Here is a 22,087-nt window from a genome sequence, read left to right on the forward strand (position 1 = left end):
TTTTTAGTATAGACGCCGAGCATGGCGTCTATACTAAAAAAAATCATATCATTACTACCCTTTCCTCTCTCCCATTTCTACAGTCTTTCCATTTTCTAATCTGATTATCTGAGCAACACAGGCAGGAATTTCGTCGGGGTAGTGCGTTACATAGACTAAGGTTTTATTGAGAGCCAACACCAGTTCATCAACTAAATCTCTGAAATAAACCATGTGGTTATAATCAAGCCCCTGACAAGGTTCGTCTAATAATAATAAAGAAGGATTTTTGACCAATGCTCTGGCTAAAAATACCTGCCTCTGCTCGCCTGACGAAAGCTGTGTAATCTTTCGGTTGGCTAAATGATAGATATTCAATAATTTCAGGTAATCTTCTACGGTAGTATGTTCTTCCGGTGTGAGTTTTTTAAACAAGCCTGCCGAATCAAATAAACCTGATGCCACAGCTTTCCAGACTTCCGTATGGCGATTGAAGTAGAGATGTAACTCCGGTGAGACATAACCTATACGCTGTTTAATATCCCAGATACTCTCTCCTGTGCCTCGTTTCCAGTCAAACAACTCATAATCATTCTGATACCCCTGTGGATTATCGGCCGTAATCAGGCTCAGTAAGGTACTTTTACCAGACCCATTCGATCCCATCAATGCCCACTTTTCACCTTTTTTTACCTGCCAGCTTACTCCATCTACCACGTTCTTGTTTTTATAAGTAACTGTGATATTCCGCATATTTACGGCATACTTAAAATCATGTTTTGACGGATTATGCTCTATTTTCTTTAAAATTTCAGGATAAAGCAATGGGTCTTTCGCTGTACGCTTATGTATAAACTGAAAAGGTTGGGTATATAGTTTTTCTACTATACCCTCTTTCAACTCTACAATATTTGTTATACAGTCGGGTATTTCTTTTACAGAACTCACCATGATTATCTGAATCCCTGATTGAGCCACCTGATTCAAAACTTCATGCAAGGTGTGTCGGCTTTCTACATCTAAGCCAATGAAAGGATTATCTAATAGCAGAAACTTTGGTTTTCTCAATAAAGACAAAGTAATAAGTGCCCTACGTGTTTCGCCATTTGATAATGTAACAATACAACGGTCTAATAAATGATTAATTTTGAGCAGACTGGCCACATTGGTTATTTCTTCGGCAGAAAATCCAGGAGGAGGTAATTTAATAGAATTTTCATTGACAGTTCCGACAGGCTTGATTCTGTTTTGCAGAATTTCTATTATAGTAGGCGCATTCTCTGCATCTATTGAATTAAACCGCTGTTGATAATATTGCGTAGCTGACTGCACAATCCGGTTGAAACTATAATCTTTTGCTACAAAGGCAACCTCTGAATAATGAGGGGTAGCAGCCTTCCCTTTATACGGAAATATTTTCCCGGCTATCACTTCTAATAAGGTGCTTTTTCCTGCTCCGTTGCCCCCTATAATTGCCCAGTTTTCCTTTTCTTTGATTTGCCAGTTAATACTGTGCAAGACCATGCGGTCTCCTTTTTGTACAGATACTTTATTTAATTCAATCATTTTATCAGAGATAGCCTATACTCACGGGGGCTTTTGCCCTTAAGCTGCTTAAAAGTTTTATTGAAATGCGAAATGTTATTAAAGCCTACCTCAAAACAAATATCGGCAATAGAGAGATTTTCAAATAATAGCCTGCAAGCCTGGTTTATCCTGTACTCATTCACAAAATCGGTATAAGTAATGTGAGTGATTTTTTTAAAATACCTGCAAAATGAGGGTACTGTAAGGCTGACTAAATCGGCAACAACCTGCGTATCAATAGGCTCACGATAATGATGTTCTACATATTCATATACTTTATTAATCCGGTTTTCATCTTTATGACTAAAATCAAATAACATCTCCGGTGCATTAAGTGCCGAATATTCAGTAGTAGTAGCAAGCGCCTGAAAGATATTCAATAACTCAACCAACCGCTCAAAATGCGACAAGTTCAGCATTTTTTGTAGCTTGGCGGCCACTGATTTTTTAGTTTTACCATGAAACGATAACCCCTGTTTAGCCTTCTCAAACAAATGCCTGATTTGTTGCATTTCTGGGGTATATAAAAAACTTTCACCCAAAAAATCTTCTCTGAGCTGCACTACAATTTCTTCATGTTCACCAATGACACCATACCCAAAGCCTGTGTGTGGTAGATTTGGCCCGATAAAAACCAATTCTCCTTCTTCATAGTTGGTCAGATGCTGCCCGATATGTAATTTACCCGAACCCTTGCGTACAAAAACGATTTCGTATTCGGGATGATAGTGCCAGAAAAATCTGTCATTTTGTGATTTCCAGTGAATGAGACGGAAAGAGCTTCCCGTATCGGGAGAGATTTTCTCGTATTCTACTTTCATGCTTTATTATCATTATCAGTAAAACAAATTTATAAAATATGTTAATAAAGTACAAGTATTTGATAATGATGGAATAGTTTATTGTAGAAAAATACCTGAATTTTGTAACTATAAAAGTACTATTATTTAGCCTTTCTTTTGACAAATATACTTTACCTATGATAATTGAATTAGCGAAGCCTCGGCTTCGCTTTTTTATTAGATGGCATTTTCTTTAATTTTTAGGGGCAATTAGTAGCTTTTTGCTATAAAGTTTCTACTTTTATGCCATCTATGCCCTAAAATTTGAGAACCGGACAATTAATATTCTTTTTCTTTCTTCTCTGTATCTCCGAAAACCTCTCGGCACAATATATTTTTGACAATATCAAAACCAAAGACGGGCTATCTTATAAACAGGTTATCAGTATCCTGCACGATAGTGAAGGTTACTATTGGTTTGGCACACTTAATGGCCTTAATCGTTTCGATGGCTCTACCATTAAGGTATTTAACAAAGCTAATAAGAATACAACCGGATTGCCCGAAGATTATGTAAGTTCAATAGCCGAAAATACAGATGGAAAATTGTGGCTTTCTACGCCTGCGGGTGTTACCGTTTTTAATAAATGGACGCAGACTTTTACTAATGTAGCTTTCGAAAATTACGCCAAGCCTATCAATGTTATCAAATTAATCCGCAATAAACATCATGTAATCTGGGCATTTACTTACGACGAAGGCTTATTCTGGTACAATCAGCAAAAACAAAAATTTGTTCATTTCGCAGGCGATTCAATCCTTAAAAATATAGGTATTTTCAGGTTAGGTATAGCAGAGGATACCCTGCGGAGCGGCTTCTGGATATCTACACAACAAGGCTTACATTTTGTTGACTATGAACAATCAAAGATTTACAACCATGCCTATAATCCCAAAAAATGGGAAGTATTGAACAACCATAACATTACGGCAGTAGCGCTTGATAACGAAGCCAACTTATGGTATAGCGACCAGACAGACCAGGCCATTCATCATTTCGACTTCAGAACTAAAGCAGACAAGCAATGGAAAGAGCTACTCAAAAAACCATTGATAAAATTAGGTGATGGAGCCAATAAACTCTTTGTTGATTCACAGGGTACTCTCTGGATCTCAAGTTGGAAATACAGGTCTTTTTACCTGAAGAAAGGAGCAAAAGATATTGAACAGTTTGAATATGCCATTGCCGACCCTAATGACTTAGGATACGGTTTTTTTTACGATTGCTATGAAGACACAAAAGGTACAGTCTGGGTCGGCACGCTTAATGGGGTGAGTCGCTGGCGGGTATCTCACTCACTCGAAAACATCATTCATATACCCAGTTATAAAGCTTACATTGACGTAGAGTTTGCTTCTGTGAATGATATATACCTCGGCGAAAACAATGACTACTGGATAGCGAAAGAAGACGGTTTGTTTTATTTGAAAAACCTGCAAGCACCTGCCGAGAGATATGTAGTATCTCCTACAGTTCTCAATAAAAACGAGATACTGAGTGCAACTCTGATTAACAAAGAAGTATGGTGTACTACTTATTTAGGCCTAATAGCTTTTAACCCTGCTACTAAACAATTCCGTGATATTTCAATACCCTCTATACAAGCAAGCGAAGCAGGACAAGCCTATACCCAAAACAAAAACCGACCTTTTATTACCAAGATTTTTGTCTCTAAAGGTATATTGCCGGATAAAGAAGAAGAGGCCAATAGCTTATGGCTCTATTCTTTCAGAGATGGATTTTATACCTATAATCTTAAAACTAAGAATACTAAAAAATACCCTGTTGATGCAGGCCCCTGCACCATGATTCAGCAGACAAAGTCTGGAGAAATGATAGCTTGCATGGAAGACGGCATCTGGATTTTTGACAGAAAACTTCAGAAATTCAGAAAGATTCCGGCAGACTGTCTGAAAGATATTTTTTGCCACAAAATCGCCGAAGACAAAGACGGTTATCTATGGGTTGGTACCAATAAGGGACTTTATCAGATTGACATAAATGGCAAGTGTATTTTTAAAATGACTACCTCAGACGGCTTACTGATGAATAGTGTCTCTCAGTTAGCTTTCGACCAGTTAAATAATCTCTGGCTTGGCACCCACAGTGGTATTTTAGGGTATCTGAATATTAAAACCAAAACTTATGCGGTTTTTGATTTTAATACACGGCTTCCTTTTCATGAATACTGGGCGAATTTCAGACAGAATAAAAAAACAGGACAATTTATTATTACTGTTTTTGATGAAATGCTGATTATTAATCCACAGAAACTGCAAAATAAAGAAGCCATTCAGAAGCCTATTATTACAGATATACAGGTTTTTGAAAAAGAAATGCCCTTTACTGAAAAAGACAAACTTAATCTTACTTATCAACAGAATTATTTTACTATCAACTTCTCTTCGCCCGACCATCGGGATAACGTAGCCTTGCAATATGCCTATAAGTTGGAAGGATACGACGATAACTGGATATACTGTGGCCGAAAACTGTCTGCTTCCTACACAAATGTTCCTGGTGGTGATTATCAGTTTCTGGTAAAAGTTATTGATAATCAGGGTAAACGGCAAGAGAAAACCACCACATTTACTATTTATGTAAAGCCTCCTTTCTGGGAAACATGGTGGTTCAGGTCAATCATGTTTGTCCTATTTGTAGCCATTATGTACTGGGTATGGCTATTGTTCAGGAAGCGGCAGGAAGAACTGAAACTGATAGAAGAGAAAGAACGCAAGATACTTGAGTTTAATAAACTACTGGCCGAATCGAAGCTGACGGCCTTGCGTACACAAATGAATCCGCATTTTGTGTTCAATTGTCTGAATAGTATTCAGGAATGTATCGTGTTTGAGAAATATAAAGAAGCCCAGGGGTATTTACAGAAGTTTTCAAGGCTGATGCGGCTGGTTTTACAAAATTCTGATAAAAATCTGGTTCCTTTGAGTCAGGAAATTGAAATGTTGAAATTGTATCTTGAACTGGAGAAACTGAGATTCACTGAGAAATTCACCTACGAACTCATGTATGATACCAATGAAATAGATGCAGAAACCATTGAGATTCCTCCTATGCTTTTGCAACCTTTTGTAGAAAATGCCCTATGGCATGGCTTGTTACCTAAAAAAGAAGATCGTAAACTTTTGCTTAGTTTCCGGTTGTCAGAAGACGATATATTAGCGTGTGTGATTGAAGACAATGGTATTGGCCGACAAAAATCTTATCTTTTAAAGAAAAATCAGACTGTTACCAAAAAGCATGAGTCGAAAGGTATCAGAATCACTCAAGACAGGCTCAATCTGATAAGTTTACAGCATAAACAACACGCTCGTATTGAAATTATTGATAAAGAAGACAATGACGGAAATCCGACCGGAACAAAGGTGATTATTGAGCTTGCTGTGGGATAGTAATTATTTAAAAAGCATTGTTATGATAAAAGCACTCTTGGTAGATGATGAGGTATCTGCCCGAAATCTGTTAAGTCATTATCTGAAAACTGAAGTACCGGAAGTCAGTGAAATTCGTCTGGCTGATTCGGTTGACAGTGCTTTGGAAATATTGCAACACTATCAACCTGATATTGTATTTCTTGATATTGAAATGCCCGAACGCAATGGTTTTGATTTTCTCATTGCCTGTGAGCAAATCAGTTTCGATATTATATTTGTTACGGCTTACAACCAGTATGCTATTAAAGCCATCCGTTTCAGTGCCTTAGATTATTTACTAAAGCCTGTAGATACCGAAGAACTGACGGCAGCTATTGCCCGGCATTTAGAAAAACGAGGCACAAACCAACAGGCACTCTATGAGAACCTAAAACAAAACCTTAAAAACAAAGAAGAAAAAGAGTTTCAGTTAGCTGTTCCTACTACCGAAGGCATTTTCTTTTTCAGACTCGAAAACCTCATTCGTTTAGAAGCCAATGGTAGCTATACGCTTATTTATTCTTCTACCCGTAAGCCATTTCTGGCTTCTAAAAACCTGAAATACTTTGAAGAAACTTTAGACAATCAGTCTTTTATCCGCCCGCATAAATCTCATCTCGTTAATCTGAAATATATAACGGGGCTTTCGGCCGATAAAGATTTTCTTGTTTTACAAGACAACTCTCAGGTTGAAATCTCCCGTCGCAAAAAAGAAGAAATTCTTACCGTATTAGGCCTGTAATACGCATTTCTTACCGAAAACAAACTCCTTATTACCGTTCGCAAAACGCATTTCTTCCCTGCGTTTGTATGGCTTTATTTTGCTTCAAGGCTTACAAAAAAAGTATGAATAACGTAGCAAAAGCAATTGTCTTAGGGGTAAAGGAAACAGGCCGACACCTTAATTATAATCCCATTCTTATTATAGAATTATTGGTATATGCAGAAGACTCAGGTGCATTCAAGACTTCTGTTGAACTCACTGTGCCACGAGTTTCCATTCCCAAAATGGGAGATAAATGGCTGGTTAAATATAATTCTGCCAAAAAAGATGAAATCGAAATTTTATAGACCATGAACACTAATCTTATGCTCACATTTTTTAAAATCGGTGCTGTAATAAACGGCATTGCGATATTAATCGCCTTTATTCATCTGGTGGTTGACGCTATCGAACAATCAACCACAGATAACGCAGTGATAACCCTGATCATAATAGCTTATATCGCCTTATCAACGCTGGGTTACTTTCTTAAGCTCCACAATCACCTGAAAGCAGCATTGATTGCGATCTGGATTCCGGCATTTCCTGTAGCACTAATGGGGATTTTGTTCTTACTGCTCATTATTATAAACCCTGATTTTAAATAAGTAGCCAATCTTGTATTGACCGAAAATAAAACCAGTTGTACCGTTTACAAAACCAATTTCAGTTTCAACTCATACACAATATAACTTTGAGTCATTCAAACAAAATAAGAAAAAGCAATGAAAACTCCCATTCCAAATGTACATTTTCCGATGATTGAATCAGGTAGAATTCAGTTAAGAGGAGACAAAGGTAAAATCAAATTACCCATCAAAAACATTCTTTTTTTAGAAAGCGAAATTAACTATACGCTTATCTATACTACTGATGGAAAAAAATATTTATCAGCCTATACGCTCGGCATTTATGAAACCTTGCTCAATTCTAAAGCCGAATTTATCCGTACTCACCGCGATACGCTGGTAAATATGAATTATGCTGAAAAAGTAGAAATGCAGTCGAACAGAAGAGGGATGATTAAGATGAACAGCGGCCGTCAGATACAGGTTTCACGCCGCAAAATGCCGCTGGTTATTGAACGTAATACACAATTGATGCGAGCTTAATTTACCAAATATCAATTAAACCCCTATAAATTATCATGAAAAAGCTATTACGGCATTTTGTTTCCTTTATTCTGTTTTTTAATGTTTTTGTTTTTATAGCATCTGCTCAAATTAATACCTCAACCGGAGAAGACCAGGGTATTACGATTACGCCTGAAGGTATAAAAGGCAGATTCCCTCTCTCAAGCGAGCCAACAAACGTAGCTTTAGGAAGAAGTGCTCTCAGATTAGTCAGTACAGGTACAGACAATACTGCAGTAGGAGACAGAGCACTCTATAACAATACAAAATCTTATAATACCGCCTGTGGCGATCTGGCACTCTATGCCAACACTACAGGTATCTATAACTCGGCCTTTGGTGCCAATGCCTTACAGAAAAACACTATCGGTTACGAAAATGTAGCCATAGGTGCATATGCACTATTTAATAATACATCACTATCAAAAAATGTAGCTATAGGTACTTATTCTTTGTTTTCTCAGGCTTATGAAGGAAACCTTGGTGAGAATACTGCCATTGGCCATTCGGCTCTATATAGTAATAATCCGACTGATTCGTTTAATGGTTCTCAAAATACTGCCGTTGGTAATAGTGCCCTTTACTTCAATAAGACAGGTACCTACAATGTAGCCATAGGTTATCAGGCTTCGTATAATAGTGATGGTGGCAGCGACAATATGGCATTAGGCCATAAAGCACTTCATAGTAACGTTTCAGGGTCTACTAATGTAGCTATAGGAAACGAAGCTTTATACATGAGTACAGGCTCGGGCAATGTGGCTCTTGGCTATAGAGCAGGTTATAATGAAACCGGAGATAACAAACTATACATTGCCAACAGTGAAACAAATACACCTTTGATAGGGGGCGATTTTGCCAACAAAAAACTGGCTATTAATATGGATATGACCCTTACAGGGCCCAATGATTTCAAAACACGCACAGAAGCCCTACAAGTAGGTGGAGAGGCATTTAAAACATATGGTACAGGAAACTGGGCATTTGTGTCTGACCGTCGGTTAAAGAAAAACATTCAATACCTGAACAGCCGGGAAATGCTGAACAAGCTGATGCAGATGCAAGGCGTTACCTATCAGTTGAAAGACGGAAACGATAAGAAAACGCATTATGGCTTTATTGCGCAGGAACTACGTGAAATATTTCCGGAAAAAATCAAGGAAAATACGGCAGGATATTTATCAGCAGACTATGGTTCTTATGATGCCATTCTGATAGAAGCTATAAAGGCTGTCAACGATAATATTGAGGAAGTAAAGGTAAACATCCCTGAAAAAGAAACGCTCTATAAGCAAACCCTGCTAATGGTTGAAAATCTGGAAAAACGTATCCAGAAGCTCAAATAATCAAGTCTTAAAATAGTACGCTTATTATTAACAATTATCATTCTTTAAGCAATCTATCAAAATGAAAAAATATTTATTATTGCTCATATTCTGCTTACCTGTTTCTATTTCATTCGGGCAGATTTTTTCTATCATAAATGCTGATGGTGGTATTACCATTTTACCTGATGGCATAAAAGGTATCACACATAGTACTTCAGAAGTAACCAATGTTTCTTTAGGGACCTATACTTTAAGTAATATTACTACAGGAACCAAAAATGTAGGCGTGGGCTATTATAGCCTTCATAAAACTACTACCGGTTCACAACTGACCGCTATTGGTCATCAGGCACTTAGTCTGAACACAACCGGAATGCTAAATTCTGCTTTTGGAAGGGGTGCTCTTGGATACAATACTACAGGTAATGAAAACACAGCTGTAGGAGGTAGTAGTATGACTTATAATACCTCTCTTTCAAGAAATGTTGCTGTGGGTATTGCGGCACTCAGGGAGCAAACGTATGATGGAGATAACAATAGCGACAATATAGCTGTGGGGAGTAGTGCCCTCATGAATAATAATCCCACGGATGCTTCAAACGGTCGGCAGAATATTGGAGTGGGTGATGAAGCCTTATACAAAAATCTAACAGGTTCAAGAAATATTGGATTAGGAGAATGGGCAGCGCATGAAATGCAAACCGGGAATGATAATATAGCTGTTGGATATAGAGCTCTATGGAGCAATGTAACAGGTTCAAAAAATACAGTTGTTGGTTTCTTTGCTTTAGGAAAAAATGTAGGAACAGGCAATGTGGCTATTGGTTCTTCATTAGGTGATAATGAACTCGGAGACAATAAACTCTACATTGCTCATGGTTCTGATGAAGATACGCCTCTGATAGGAGGTGATTTTGCTGCCAAAAAATTAGGGATTAATCGTAATCTATCTGTTTCAGGTGGTCCTAATGATTTCAATACCCGTACCGAAACACTACAGGTAGAAGGAGATGCTTTTAAAACAGTGGGTAATGGTAACTGGTTGTTTCCTTCTGACCGTCGTTTAAAAAAGAATATTCTGGCATTGAATCGTCAGGAAATGTTACAAAAAGTACTACAAATGCAGGGCGTTACCTATGAAATGAAGGACGAAAGTCAGAAAGGCAGACAATATGGATTTATAGCGCAGGATCTACGTGAGATTTTTCCATCTAAGATAGTAGAAAATAAAGCAGGCTATTTATCGGCAGATTATGGTTCTTATGACCCTATGATTACAGAGTCTATTAAAGCTTTAAATCAAAAACTTGTTGATTTGAAAAAGAATAAAGCTGACCTGGAATTAACAATGAATTCCCTCAATGTTGATATCACTACACTTTTAACAAAGGTAGAACAGATAGAAGCCACAAAAGCCAAATCTGACATTTCGAAGTCTATCACAGATAAATAATTTAACTATTCAGATACTAATAGATAAAACCATGAAAAAGTCTATATTCAGTTTAATATTTTGCTCTTTATACACCTTGTCATTCGGACAGATTTATATCAATAACAGCAGTAATGAAAGCATTACGATTACACCTTCAGGATTGACAGGAAAACTACCCAATGTTACCACAAAAAATGACCTGATAGCTTTAGGCCCGGGAGCCTTGCACAATGTAACAGATGACAACTATGAATCTGTTGCCATTGGCAATATGGCGCTTCATAATACTACCGATAACAGGAATACAGCTTTTGGCAGTCTTGCACTTTATAGCACCAGTACGGGCAGTTTTAATAGTGCTTTTGGTAACCATACCTTAGTTTACAATACATCAGGTTATGGAAATGTTGCCTTTGGAAGTTTTGCACTCCGCAACAATGAAACATTAAAAGAAAATGTAGCTATAGGGGTATCGGCACTTTTTTCACAAGGGGCTTACAACAATAATAATGGCAGTAATATTGGGGTTGGTTATTTTTCCTTATACGCTGTTAAGACTTTAGGCAAATACAATGTAGGGGTAGGTGCATACGTCTTACAAAATACCTCGATAGGTAGTTATAATGTGGCCGTAGGTTATCAGGCAGGTTTGAATAATCAGACCGGGTCGAATAATATAGCCATAGGTAATTATACTTCTACTGCTGTTTTTCAGGGTTCTAATAATATATCTCTTGGCAACAAAGCCTTGAAAGATGTTGGTTCGGCAAATTATAATATTGGTATTGGTTACAATGCAGGCGCATTTTCTTCAAATAGTGGAATGTTATACGTAGCTAACACTAATACGCCAAGTCCCCTGTTAGGAGGTATATCAACAGTTACACACATGAAAGTAGGTATTAATCGCAATATAAATCTTACCGGAGGCAACAATTTTCTTTCTCGCAGTGAAACCTTACAAGTTGAGGGAGAAGCCTTTAAAACAAGTGCAGGGGGTACCTGGGTTATTCCGTCTGATCGTCGTTTAAAAAAGAATATTACTGCCTTGAACAGCGAAGAAATACTAACTAAAGTTTTGCAAATGAAAGGTGTTACTTACGAAATGAAAGATGAGAGTCAGAAAGGCATACAGTATGGATTTATAGCGCAGGAAATACGTGCGGTTTTCCCGGATAAAATCTCTGAAAACGTGGATGGTTATCTTTCGGCAGATTACGGTTCTTATACCGCTATCGAAATAGAATCTATCAAAGCCCTGCATGAGAAAATAGTAGAATTAGAAAAGTATAATACTGTGCTTAAAGAAAGAATTGAAAAACTAAGAACGGCTAAAGAACTGATTTCGCAAAAGATAGATGGTATTGAAAGCAAAAAATAAATATTTACACTATTTCTCATCTTTTAGGAACCATGAAAAAGCTATTCGTTTTATTCCAATTTATTTCGGTAGTTGCTTATTCACAGGCTACGCTTTTAGAACCTAATTCTATCAGTATTCCAAAAGTTGCAGCTAACCCAACCTGCAATGTAGCAGCGAAAGGGAAACAGATTTTTAATACTACCAGTAACAAGATGTTGTATTGTAATGGAAACAACTGGATAGATTTATCAGGATTAAGCCTTGTTCTACCTTATACAGCCACAGGGTCTAATGCTAATTACCTACTCTCAATTACAAATACAGGACTTGGGAAAGCCCTGAAAACTAATGGTGGTTTACAATTTTCAGGAATTGGAGAAGGTGCAGGAAAAATTCTGACTTCTGATGGATCAGGCAATGCCACGTGGCAAGGGCCTGTTGCCTTTCTGGCTACCTATGGCGGCGAGTCTAATATGTCGGTTGGGCAAACCTCTGAAACAACTATTCCATTCAGCAACGAGAGTTATGATATCAGTAATAGTTTTTCTTTCAGCACTTTTACTGCTCCTGCCAGTGGTATCTATCATTTTGATGCCACTATCACCTGGAGTGGCTTTTTTCAAACGAATGGTTATGCAAGATTTAATCTGTTGAAAAACGATGTAATTGCCTATGGTGAATACCAGAATGGCGAACCAAATCCCTTTTCTCAACACTTGTCGTTAGATATAAAACTCAATGCCAACGATACTGTTAAGTTATCCGTTTTTCAGAATAGCAACTTTGACCAGGCACTCACCAATACCGGAGCAGTCAATAACAACGGCAACTATATGTATTTTTCAGGTCACTTGGTGGCGAGGCAATAACTATATCTTTTCGTGACTATCTAAAAAAGCTATTAATTTACCCACAGCTATTCCACGATGACTGATAGGATTCTTTTCCTCGATACTCATTTCAGCAAAAGTTCGGTTATATCCGTCAGGAACAAAAAGCGGGTCGTATCCAAACCCTTGGATACCTCGCTTTTCATGTATAATAGTCCCTCTGATGATTCCATCAAACTGGTGAATATCATCGCCTAATATTAATGTAATGATACATCTGAATTGGGCAGAGCGGTCTTCTATCCCTTCGAGGTTTTTAAGGAGTAAAGCATTATTTTTTGCATGATTACCATGTTCCCCTGCATAACGTGCCGAAAAAACACCAGGTTCACCATTCAGGGCATCTACTTCCAGTCCAGAATCATCGGCAATACAATTCACCCCGAATCTTTCCCTAACAAACAGGGCTTTCTGATGTGAATTACCCTGAAAAGTATTTTCAGTTTCAGGAATTTCATCATAGCAGCCAATATCTGCTAATGTTTTGAGTTGATAATGACTACCCAATAAGGCTTGTAGTTCTTCTACTTTGTGTTGATTATTGGTTGCGAGGCAGAGAATCATATTTTTTAGGACTGGATAGATATTTGTTTGGAGAAAGGAACAAGGAAAACGGAGAATGCGTCCGCCGCGCAGGAAGAAGTATTTTTTGGAAGAAGGAAATGGAAAATGGAAGAATGTTTATTCCTTGTGCCGTTCTCCATTTTCCTTTCTCCAAAGCCCAGCTTTATGTGCCTAAGCCCTCTTTCATCTTCTCAGCATTATCAGCAATGCGGAGTTGTTCGATGAAATCGTCTATGGCACCGTCCATGACATTCGGGAGATTATACACAGTATAACCAATACGATGGTCAGTTACACGGCTTTGTGGATAATTGTAGGTACGTATCTTATCCGAGCGGTCGCCACTCCCTACCAGCGTTTTACGGGCATCGGCAATCATGGCATTATGCTTCGCCAACTCCATTTCATAGAGTCTTGAACGCAATACTGAAAGGGCTTTTTCACGGTTTTTAATCTGTGAACGCTCATCCTGGCAAGATACTACGATTCCTGATGGAATGTGCGTCATACGTACTGCCGAATAAGTAGTATTTACCGACTGTCCACCCGCACCCGACGAGTTGAAGGTATCTACCCGAATATCGTTCATATTCAACTGAATATCTACCTCATCAGCTTCAGGCATGGCGGCTACTGAGGCTGCAGAAGTATGCACACGTCCTTGCGATTCGGTAGCAGGTACACGTTGTACACGGTGTACACCAGATTCAAATTTCAGTTTGCCATATACATCCTCACCCTCAACTTGTAGAATAATTTCTTTATAACCACCCGAAGTACCTTCATTATGGTCTAAAAGTGTCATTGTCCAGCCCTCTTGTCTTTCAATATAGCGTTGATACATTCTGAATAAGTCTCCGGCAAAAATAGAGGCTTCGTCTCCACCCGTACCCGCACGGATTTCCAGAATCACGTTTTTACTGTCGTTCGGGTCTTTAGGTATCAGCATTTCTTTCAGAATAGCCTCGGCTTCTTCTTTCTGAGGTGTCAGAATATCCAGCTCTTCTTTTGCCATATCCCGCAACTCTTCGTCTTTCTCATTGGCAATAATATCCTTAGCTCCCTCTAAATTCGACAGGATATTTTTATAGGCATTGAGTTGGTTGACTATCTTCTCCAGGTCTTTGTACTCTTTGCTTAATCGCTTGAATTTCGCCATGTCCGATACCACCTCCGGCATCGTAATCTGTTGAGATACCTCTTCAAATCTTTCTCTGATGGCTTCTAACTGCTCTAACATACATTTAATCAATTAAAAAAACTCCCAAATCTATTATAGAAACAGAATTGGGAGAATTGCCGGATAGGCTTGTTTATTTTTTACACTGTGCAAAAACATTCTGATTCAGCTTGATATAAGCGTCATCGCCTGCTTTTTTAGCCAGTTCCATCGACTTTTCAGCATTCGGTAAGGCTACTGCACAATTCCCTTGTTTAGCCGCTACACGGGCTACCAATTGGTATGCCCAGTATTCTTTATTTTTTTCTATTACTTTATTAGCCCAAACCAAGGCTTTATCTAAGTGAATACCTTTCTGATAATAATAATCAGCGGCAGCAAAATAGGTATCAATAGTAGCATCTGGTTTCGATGTTTTTTCTTCTATTTCTGCCATGATTTTCGCATCAACCGGTTGTTCTACTCTGAATTTTGCTTCTGTGTTTTCCCATTTAATGGCTATATCTGTAGTAGTTGGATTGATTCCTTCAAAATCAATCGCCATTTGTTCTACAAAATATTTGCTTTTGACCGGTGTTACTTTGAAACGATAGACATCTTTTTTCTCATCATACCCATACGAACCCCATTGTTTATCGTCAGTATTCAGAATTATCGTCCATTCTGTGGCAGTTGGAATGGTATAAAGTCCATAGCTGCCTGCTTTTACGGCTGTTCCGTTTACTACTACATCATCATCAAACTTAATTGAGGTAATTTTGTTTGCGCCTGTTCTCCAGACTTTTCCAAATGGCACTAAATCGCCGAATATTTTACGTCCTTTTACTGACGGACGACTGTAATCAATGGTAACTTTGGTCAGTCCTACTTCTTGCGAAATGGTTGTTGCAGGGCTTGCCTGTGGCGTATTAATCTGGGCAAAACTTGAAATAGATATAATACTGCAAGCAAGCAATAGCTTTAGGTTTAAATGTTTCATTGCTTTTTGTCTCTGATATTAGGTTTCTGGTGCGAAGTTAAGATTTATCTTCCGTTGGAATATGCTTTTTAAATAGTTTTTTAGTATTACTACCAAAAATCCTCCTGAATTATCTCTTTTTCAGATAAAACCGATGAACAAAGAAGAATAGATTTGCACAAAAATATCTTTTAATAGTACCATTTAATCTTTAGCTTGCACAAGCAATAAAACCTGTTACACTATGTTTAACCTTTCAACTATTTTAGAGCATCATGCTCGTAACTCAACCGCCAAAGAAGCCCTCATTTTTGCTGATAAAAGAATTACATTCGGACAATTAGATGCTGTTGCCAACCAGATTGCCAATGGTTTGAAAGCCTTAGGAATCGGGCATGGTGATAAAGTGGCGCTTACCTGTCCTAATCTGCCTTATTTTCCGATGATTTATTTTGGTATTCTGAAAACAGGTGCCACTGTAGTGCCCCTGAGTGTATTACTGAAACGCAATGAAATTGCCTTCCACTTGCAGGATTCTGACGCCAAAGCCTATTTCTGTTTTGTAGGTACCCCCGAAATGCCAATGGGACAAGAAGGCCATGCAGGTTTTGAAATGACAGATACCTGTATGGATTTCTTTATAATAACCCCTGCTTTTCCTGATGCCTCCCCAATGGCAGGCACCCAAACGTTAGGAATGTTAATGGCAGGGCAATCACCCATATTTCAAAGCCATTTTACTTCTCCTGACGATACAGCAGTCATTATCTATACTTCCGGCACTACAGGCCGCCCGAAAGGTGCAGAACTGACGCATTCTAACCTTTTTCTGAATGCTTGCCTGAGTAAAGATTTACAGGATTTAACCTATGATGATAAATCTTTGCTGGTGCTACCGCTTTTCCACATTTTCGGGCAAACGGTTTGTATGTTAGCCAGTATTTATAAAGGAGCAACCTGTGTATTAGTCCCACGATTTGATGCCGAAATGGTGCTTACCCTTATGCAGAATGAAAAAATAACCCATTTTGCAGGCGTACCCACCATGTACTGGGGATTATTAAACTACCCCGATACGCATAAGTTTGACATGGTGGGTATCAAGAATAACCTCAAATTGTGCATGTCTGGCGGAGCAGCATTACCTGTACAGGTTTTACACGATTTTGAGAAAAAATTTGAGGTAGAAATTCTGGAAGGTTATGGTATGTCTGAAGGTTCTCCGGTTGTATCATTTAATCACAAAGGCCAGCTTCGCAAGCCAGGTTCAGTAGGTATTCCTGTATGGGGCGTTGAAATATGTATTATGGATGAAAATGGCAATCAATTAGGTAATAACGAAAACGGAGAAATCTGTTATAGAGGACATAATGTGATGAAAGGCTACTATAAACGACCTGATGCCACCGCAGAAAGCATTATTAACGGCTGGATGCACTCCGGTGACATCGGTTACCGGGACGACGATGGGTTCTATTTTATTGTTGACCGTACCAAAGATATGATAATCAGAGGCGGATACAATGTCTATCCACGTGAGATTGAAGAGTTGATGATGCAACATCCTGCCGTTTCTATGGTGGCGGTAATTGGTATTCCACATCAGGAATATGGTGAAGAAATAAAGGCCTGTGTGGTGCTGAAACCAAACGCTACTATCACAGAAAAAGAACTTATCAGTTGGACAAAAGACCAGATAGCTTCTTATAAATATCCACGTGTAATAGAATTTATGAACAGCCTGCCTATGGGTGCCTCAGGGAAGATATTGAAGCGGGAGTTGAGGGTTCAATAAGGGTTCTATCTCTACGAAAACAAAAAAGGTCTGAAAGAAATATCTTCCAGACCTTTTAATTTATCCATACAAGAAATTAGTATTTAAACGGCTTTCCACCTGCTAATACCTCTTGTGTTTTCTCATCGAAAGTAACTTTCAAACCTGTACGGTATGCAGCGTTTGACATAATGGTTGCAATTGAGTGCGAGTAACCTGCTTCAATTGGCGCATGAGGCGTTTTACGGCTACGTACACACTCCATCCAGTTTCTGATGTGAGCAAATGTCAATGGGTCTCCACCTGTGTTGGCACCTGCTTCTACTTTCGCTCCTTCTAATTTTATTGTTGGCAACAAGTTTGCTTGTAAACCCATAGCTTTTGCTTCGCGCTCACGTAAACCACCTGTGGCAGAAATTTCGTTGGTATCTAAGTTAATCATACCACCGTTTGAGTAGTATAATTCTTTAGTATCTCCTGCGGCATTTGAGAAACGAGAGGTAAATTGTACCTGGAAGCCTGATGACATGTCATTCAATGGACCATAATCAAATACTACTGTTAAAGTATCAGCATTGGTTCTGCCATCTTTCCATTGATAAATACCACCATTGGCAACTACCGAACGTGGGTGTGGTAAACCAGAGAACCAGTGTACGGTATCAATCTGGTGGCTCATCCATTGGCCAGGAATACCCGACGAATAAGGCCAGAATAAACGGTACTCTAAATATTTACGAGGATCGAACGGAACCATCGGACGGTTCATTAAGTAACGTTTCCAGTCTACATCCGACTCTTTCAGATCTTTAGTTAATTCCGGTCTTCTCCAACGTCCCGGTTGGTTTACGTTCCACATCAATTCAACCATTACAATCGGGCCAAATTTACCAGATTTAATGAAATCTTCAGCCGCGAAATAGTTTTCACCACTTCTGCGTTGTGAACCAATCTGAACAATTTTACCTGATGCTTTTACAGCTTTCAATACCGCACGGTTATCTTCCATGGTTTCAGCCAATGGTTTTTCGGTATAAGTATCGCAACCAGCTTTTACCGCTTCAATGGTATGCAATGCATGTTGGAAGTCAGCAGTTGAAATAAAAACCGCGTCAACCATTTTCGATGCATAAAGCTCTTCGTTATTACGGAAAACTTTTACATCGCTACCTAATTGTTTATCTAAAAAGGCTTTTCCTTCTTCACGGCGGCGATTCCACAAATCTGAAAGGGCAACCATTTCGAAGTTCATTTCTTTTTGCATGGCTTTGAACGGGCCTACGTGAGAAGCACGGTGGCGGTCAGAGAAACCAACACAGCCCACACGCACACGGTCGTTTGCTCCGATGATTTTGCCATAACTTTTTGCCGAAAAACCAGTAGCTGCAGTAGCCAACACTGATTTGATAATAAAATCTCTGCGGGTTGTCATAGTTTTATTGGATTGAATAATTAATTTGTATCTATATTTTGTAATTCACTAATAAACCAATCATAAATCTCCTGTAATGGCATATCTTTTTTAAATTCTTTCTGTACTCTCAATCCGGCAACTTCTTCTCCATTTACCCTATTCTCTCCTTTGATTTTAAATTGCCATCCTTTTAATTTACTTTCATCGTAATCTTTACTCCAAAACCAAATTAATTGAGATATTTTATCAATTTCACCAAAATCAAATCCTATAAAAGCATTTGTACTATAAGGAAATTTAGTTTTATTGCGGTCGCCTAAAGGAATTGAAAATCCATAACGTTTATGGTCATCTAACCTTAATTGAGGTGTCCCCACTATGCTAATATAATCAAACTCAACATTTTCTTGTTTCACTCTTTCTAATACTATTTTTAAATTAGAAAGCATTTCAAAAAATTGGAAAGATACCTTTTCGTCATAATGAATTCTTCCTGTCAAATAACTCATATTCTTTAATTCTAAAAATTCTAAAAACTCTCCGATTAAACTGTCATTTACCTTTTCCTTCTTTAAAAAATCATGAATCTCATACCACCTAAAGTCTTTAAAGTAAAAGTCGTTTTTTACTTTATTCCCAAACTCTTTAAATACCTTAATGTCTTCAGTTGATACTTTTTCGTTGTATTTTGTACAAAATCTTAAGTATTCTTTTTTTGAAGTTTTAAGATTAATAAGACAATCATGGTATTTTTTTAACTGACTCTTTTCTTCTTTTTCTCCCGTTTCTCCAATCGTGGCTTCCTTACCTTGAGAACTTTCAACTTTCATTTCAATAAAACATATAAAGTTCTCCCCCGTAATTTGAATATCAATTCGACTTTTTGTTTGAACGTCTTTTGGTTCTATTGGGCAAAATTGTGATTTAATTATTATAGATTTATCATCTTTTGCTTCTGAAATCTTTAAGAGTTTTTCATTAAAACAAAATTCTCTCAATAAGTCATAATTCTCATCTTTTCCAAGAATATCCACTAAAATATCAGTACAATAATCTTCCAATCTATTAGATTGAAGCCTTTCAAAAATATTCATGAAAATATCTAAATGTCATCTATTTAAGTTAAAGAGATTTTAATATATCGTCCCTACGGGACTTTGAATTCATTTTTACATTATATACTACCGATATAGCATCCCTACCGGATATTGAAAAATGAATCTCAATGACTTAGTCCCGTAGGGACGATATATCGGTAGAAAAGAATTAACTCTATTCTGGTATCCCGTAGGGATAATATATTATTTTAATTTTCTAATCTTCAGATTCTAAAGACAGATTATTGCTATGGTTTTGCAACAAAATATGCCTTCATTACCTACTTCAAAACTATCATACTTAGCTCAAACTATCCTACCAAATTACTTATAATTCAGTCCATCGCCAAATTTGAACAGCGCATAGTTAGCTTCCATAAATCCTGGTACATCAGATTTGTTGTCTTCTGCTGCTTTCTGTGAAACAGGTGTTGAAAAAGGCATTTTTCCGGTTGGGTTAAATATGCCTGTAATCACATCTAAAACGGCATCCTGCGTTGTACCAAAAGTAGCTAAAATCGTCTTTGCGTTGCCCTTATCAATTTCATCAATTACCCACGGATTGGTATAATTTACTACTACAACAGTTGGTTTAGAATTAATGAGTTCATTGATATGCGGCACATTAATTTTGTTTTTCGACAGGCTCAAATCTATGGGTTTTCCTTGTGAGGAAAACAGGCCACCACCCGAGGGAATAAGCCAGACTAAAACTACATCTGCCTCATCTTTATTTGCTACAAATTCAAGGTTCCATCTATTCTCTTTTGGCATATTGACAGAAACAGGATTCTGAGCCTGACCGCCAGGAGCGCCTCCTCTTTCGTAATATGTCTCAAAATACACCTTTTTCTTTTGTTGAATGGGCAACAGTTGCGCATCATTTCTCAATAAAACGATTGATTTCCGAAACGCTACATCTGCTTTTTTCTGAAACTCTGCGTTTCCGACCGTTTTTACTGCTACATCTACATCAACAAATGGATTTTCAAACAAGCCTAATTCAAATTTTTCTCTTAACAAACGAGCAATTGATTCATCAATTCTTGCTTCTGAAACTAATCCTGTTTTAACAGTTTCGAGCAAAAGAGCCGGGTCTGCTCCTCCCGAGAAAATATCAACACCTGCATCAAGGGCTTTCTGATAACGTTGCACCACCGTCAGGTTTTCAACACCCCACGGCATCATGTCAATAGGGCCTGTATCAGAGTTGATAATACCTTTAAAGCCTAATTTTTTACGTAATAAATCCTGAATGATTGCCTTGTTATATGAAAATCCCACTTCTTCCATACTCTTATCTTTCGGAGCCGAATAGTAAGGCATAATGGCCGATGTACCTGCATTGATAGCGGCAATAAAGGGTTTTACATGATAATCGAACATTCCACCCGGATAATGGGCATATTTACCCCAATCAAAATGTGAATCCTGTCCGCCAACCTGTGGGCCTCCACCCGGAAAATGTTTGGTGGTCATGGCTACTGAATTTTTACTCAGTTGTTTGCCCTGAAAACCCAAAACAATTTCACGAATCATATTAGAAGCTAAATCGGCATCTTCACCAAAAGTGCCTTCAATACGTTGCCAACGGGGTTCGGTTGCCAAATCGGCCATATACATATAGCCTTTTCTCAAACCTACTGACGACCATTCTTTGGCAGCTATTTCGGCAAACTCTCGTGTTAGTTTCAAATCTCTCATGGCAGCCATACCTAATTCGCCAGGCCACCTTGAAAAAGCAGTTGCTCCCACACTTAGTCCGATAGCTGCATCAACCGTTATATGATTACGAGGGTTTGACGCAACCACGGCAGGAATTCCCAAACGTGAATTTTCGCACAAAGCCTGTAAATTATTCGACCACTCAGCTATGGTTTTAGCACTGGTATTGGCTCTCAGAATAAAATGACGAAGATGAAAACCAGTTACACCCTTAGTTGTACCTGCTGCCGACATCATCGGTACAGGTAATGGCTTACGGGTAAACATATTAATGGGTTGCATCAAATCTTCTTCATTGAAGCCGGAAGAGATTTCCCCTCTGGCTGCACCAGCCTGAAATGAGTTATCTCCTGCCAACCGGGTAGTGCTGATAATCATAAAACCTATTTTTTCCTCAAGTGTCATTTGAGCAATCAGGTCTTTTATCCTTGTATCAACAGGTAACCGCCAGTCTTCGTATTTATCAAGTTTATTGTTTTTATTCAGGTCTTTAAACTCAAGGTTATTTTCTTTCAGAACCTTAACTGAGCGATAGCCTAAATCAACCTGTCTGGCTTTTTGAGCAAAGCCATTACTAAATCCTATCATCAATAGTATGATAGAAAGATATTTTGATTTCATAT

At 38.1% G+C, this 22,087-nt stretch carries 18 protein-coding genes; 10 read left to right on the forward strand and 8 right to left on the reverse strand.

Annotation, left to right across the window (positions count from 1 at the left end):
• Positions 1-54: 54 nt before the first annotated feature.
• Positions 55-1,545 carry an ATP-binding cassette domain-containing protein gene (locus tag EWM59_RS08915; protein WP_130020616.1) on the reverse strand — a complete coding sequence of 497 codons (1,491 nt, stop codon included), beginning with the start codon at positions 1,543-1,545 and terminating at the stop codon, positions 55-57.
• Positions 1,542-2,387 (reverse strand): AraC family transcriptional regulator, encoded by an 846-nt coding sequence (locus EWM59_RS08920; protein ID WP_130020617.1) that lies wholly within the window; start codon positions 2,385-2,387, stop codon positions 1,542-1,544. Before EWM59_RS08920 ends, EWM59_RS08915 begins: the two co-directional genes overlap by 4 nt.
• A 285-nt stretch (positions 2,388-2,672) precedes the next feature.
• Between EWM59_RS08920 and EWM59_RS08925 the strand changes: the two genes are divergently transcribed.
• The 9 genes from EWM59_RS08925 (at position 2,673) to EWM59_RS08965 (ending at position 12,731) form a co-directional block, all read left to right on the forward strand.
• On the forward strand, positions 2,673-5,819 hold the full coding sequence (locus EWM59_RS08925; protein WP_130020618.1) for a ligand-binding sensor domain-containing protein: 3,147 nt from the start codon (positions 2,673-2,675) through the stop codon (positions 5,817-5,819).
• 22 nt (positions 5,820-5,841) lie between these two features.
• Positions 5,842-6,582 (forward strand): LytR/AlgR family response regulator transcription factor, encoded by a 741-nt coding sequence (locus tag EWM59_RS08930; RefSeq protein ID WP_130020619.1) that lies wholly within the window; start codon positions 5,842-5,844, stop codon positions 6,580-6,582.
• Positions 6,583-6,686: 104 nt separating this feature from the next.
• The gene (locus EWM59_RS08935) at positions 6,687-6,911 is read left to right on the forward strand and encodes a hypothetical protein (protein WP_130020620.1); all 225 of its coding nucleotides are present in this window, start codon (positions 6,687-6,689) and stop codon (positions 6,909-6,911) included.
• A 3-nt stretch (positions 6,912-6,914) separates the two neighbouring features.
• Positions 6,915-7,211 (forward strand): hypothetical protein, encoded by a 297-nt coding sequence (locus EWM59_RS08940; RefSeq protein ID WP_130020621.1) that lies wholly within the window; start codon positions 6,915-6,917, stop codon positions 7,209-7,211.
• A 117-nt stretch (positions 7,212-7,328) separates the two neighbouring features.
• On the forward strand, positions 7,329-7,715 hold the full coding sequence (locus EWM59_RS08945; protein ID WP_130020622.1) for a LytR/AlgR family response regulator transcription factor: 387 nt from the start codon (positions 7,329-7,331) through the stop codon (positions 7,713-7,715).
• A 35-nt stretch (positions 7,716-7,750) separates the two neighbouring features.
• Positions 7,751-9,082 (forward strand): tail fiber domain-containing protein, encoded by a 1,332-nt coding sequence (locus tag EWM59_RS08950; RefSeq protein WP_130020623.1) that lies wholly within the window; start codon positions 7,751-7,753, stop codon positions 9,080-9,082.
• A 61-nt stretch (positions 9,083-9,143) separates the two neighbouring features.
• Complete coding sequence (locus tag EWM59_RS08955; RefSeq protein ID WP_130020624.1) at positions 9,144-10,517, forward strand: tail fiber domain-containing protein; 1,374 nt, start codon at positions 9,144-9,146, stop codon at positions 10,515-10,517.
• 31 nt (positions 10,518-10,548) lie between these two features.
• Complete coding sequence (locus EWM59_RS08960) at positions 10,549-11,880, forward strand: tail fiber domain-containing protein (RefSeq protein ID WP_130020625.1); 1,332 nt, start codon at positions 10,549-10,551, stop codon at positions 11,878-11,880.
• Positions 11,881-11,912: 32 nt separating this feature from the next.
• Positions 11,913-12,731 carry a C1q-like domain-containing protein gene (locus EWM59_RS08965; protein WP_130020626.1) on the forward strand — a complete coding sequence of 273 codons (819 nt, stop codon included), beginning with the start codon at positions 11,913-11,915 and terminating at the stop codon, positions 12,729-12,731.
• Here EWM59_RS08965 and rdgB read toward each other — a convergent pair whose 3' ends face one another.
• The 3 genes from rdgB to EWM59_RS08980 all read right to left on the reverse strand — a co-directional run bounded on the left by rdgB (position 12,732) and on the right by EWM59_RS08980 (position 15,475).
• On the reverse strand, positions 12,732-13,316 hold the full coding sequence (gene rdgB, locus EWM59_RS08970) for an RdgB/HAM1 family non-canonical purine NTP pyrophosphatase (RefSeq protein ID WP_130020627.1): 585 nt from the start codon (positions 13,314-13,316) through the stop codon (positions 12,732-12,734).
• 163 nt (positions 13,317-13,479) lie between these two features.
• Positions 13,480-14,556, reverse strand: a complete 1,077-nt coding sequence (gene prfA / locus EWM59_RS08975; RefSeq protein ID WP_130020628.1) for a peptide chain release factor 1 — start codon at positions 14,554-14,556, stop codon at positions 13,480-13,482.
• Positions 14,557-14,629: 73 nt separating this feature from the next.
• A complete protein-coding gene (locus tag EWM59_RS08980; protein ID WP_130020629.1) occupies positions 14,630-15,475 on the reverse strand; it encodes a DUF2911 domain-containing protein in 846 nt (281 codons plus the stop codon).
• 223 nt (positions 15,476-15,698) lie between these two features.
• Here EWM59_RS08980 and EWM59_RS08985 point away from each other — a divergent pair, with 223 nt between their 5' ends.
• On the forward strand, positions 15,699-17,249 hold the full coding sequence (locus EWM59_RS08985; RefSeq protein WP_130020630.1) for a long-chain-fatty-acid--CoA ligase: 1,551 nt from the start codon (positions 15,699-15,701) through the stop codon (positions 17,247-17,249).
• A gap of 76 nt (positions 17,250-17,325) precedes the next feature.
• Here EWM59_RS08985 and EWM59_RS08990 read toward each other — a convergent pair whose 3' ends face one another.
• From EWM59_RS08990 to EWM59_RS09000, 3 genes are all read right to left on the reverse strand, one after another.
• Positions 17,326-18,660 carry a Gfo/Idh/MocA family protein gene (locus tag EWM59_RS08990; protein WP_130020631.1) on the reverse strand — a complete coding sequence of 445 codons (1,335 nt, stop codon included), beginning with the start codon at positions 18,658-18,660 and terminating at the stop codon, positions 17,326-17,328.
• Between the two features lie 20 nt (positions 18,661-18,680).
• Positions 18,681-19,736, reverse strand: a complete 1,056-nt coding sequence (locus EWM59_RS08995) for a hypothetical protein (protein ID WP_130020632.1) — start codon at positions 19,734-19,736, stop codon at positions 18,681-18,683.
• 327 nt (positions 19,737-20,063) lie between these two features.
• Complete coding sequence (locus tag EWM59_RS09000; RefSeq protein WP_130020633.1) at positions 20,064-22,085, reverse strand: glycoside hydrolase family 3 protein; 2,022 nt, start codon at positions 22,083-22,085, stop codon at positions 20,064-20,066.
• Between the last annotated feature and the right edge of the window lie 2 nt (positions 22,086-22,087).

The sequence above is a fragment of the Emticicia agri genome, from assembly GCF_004168285.1.
GTDB lineage: Bacteria > Bacteroidota > Bacteroidia > Cytophagales > Spirosomataceae > Emticicia > Emticicia agri.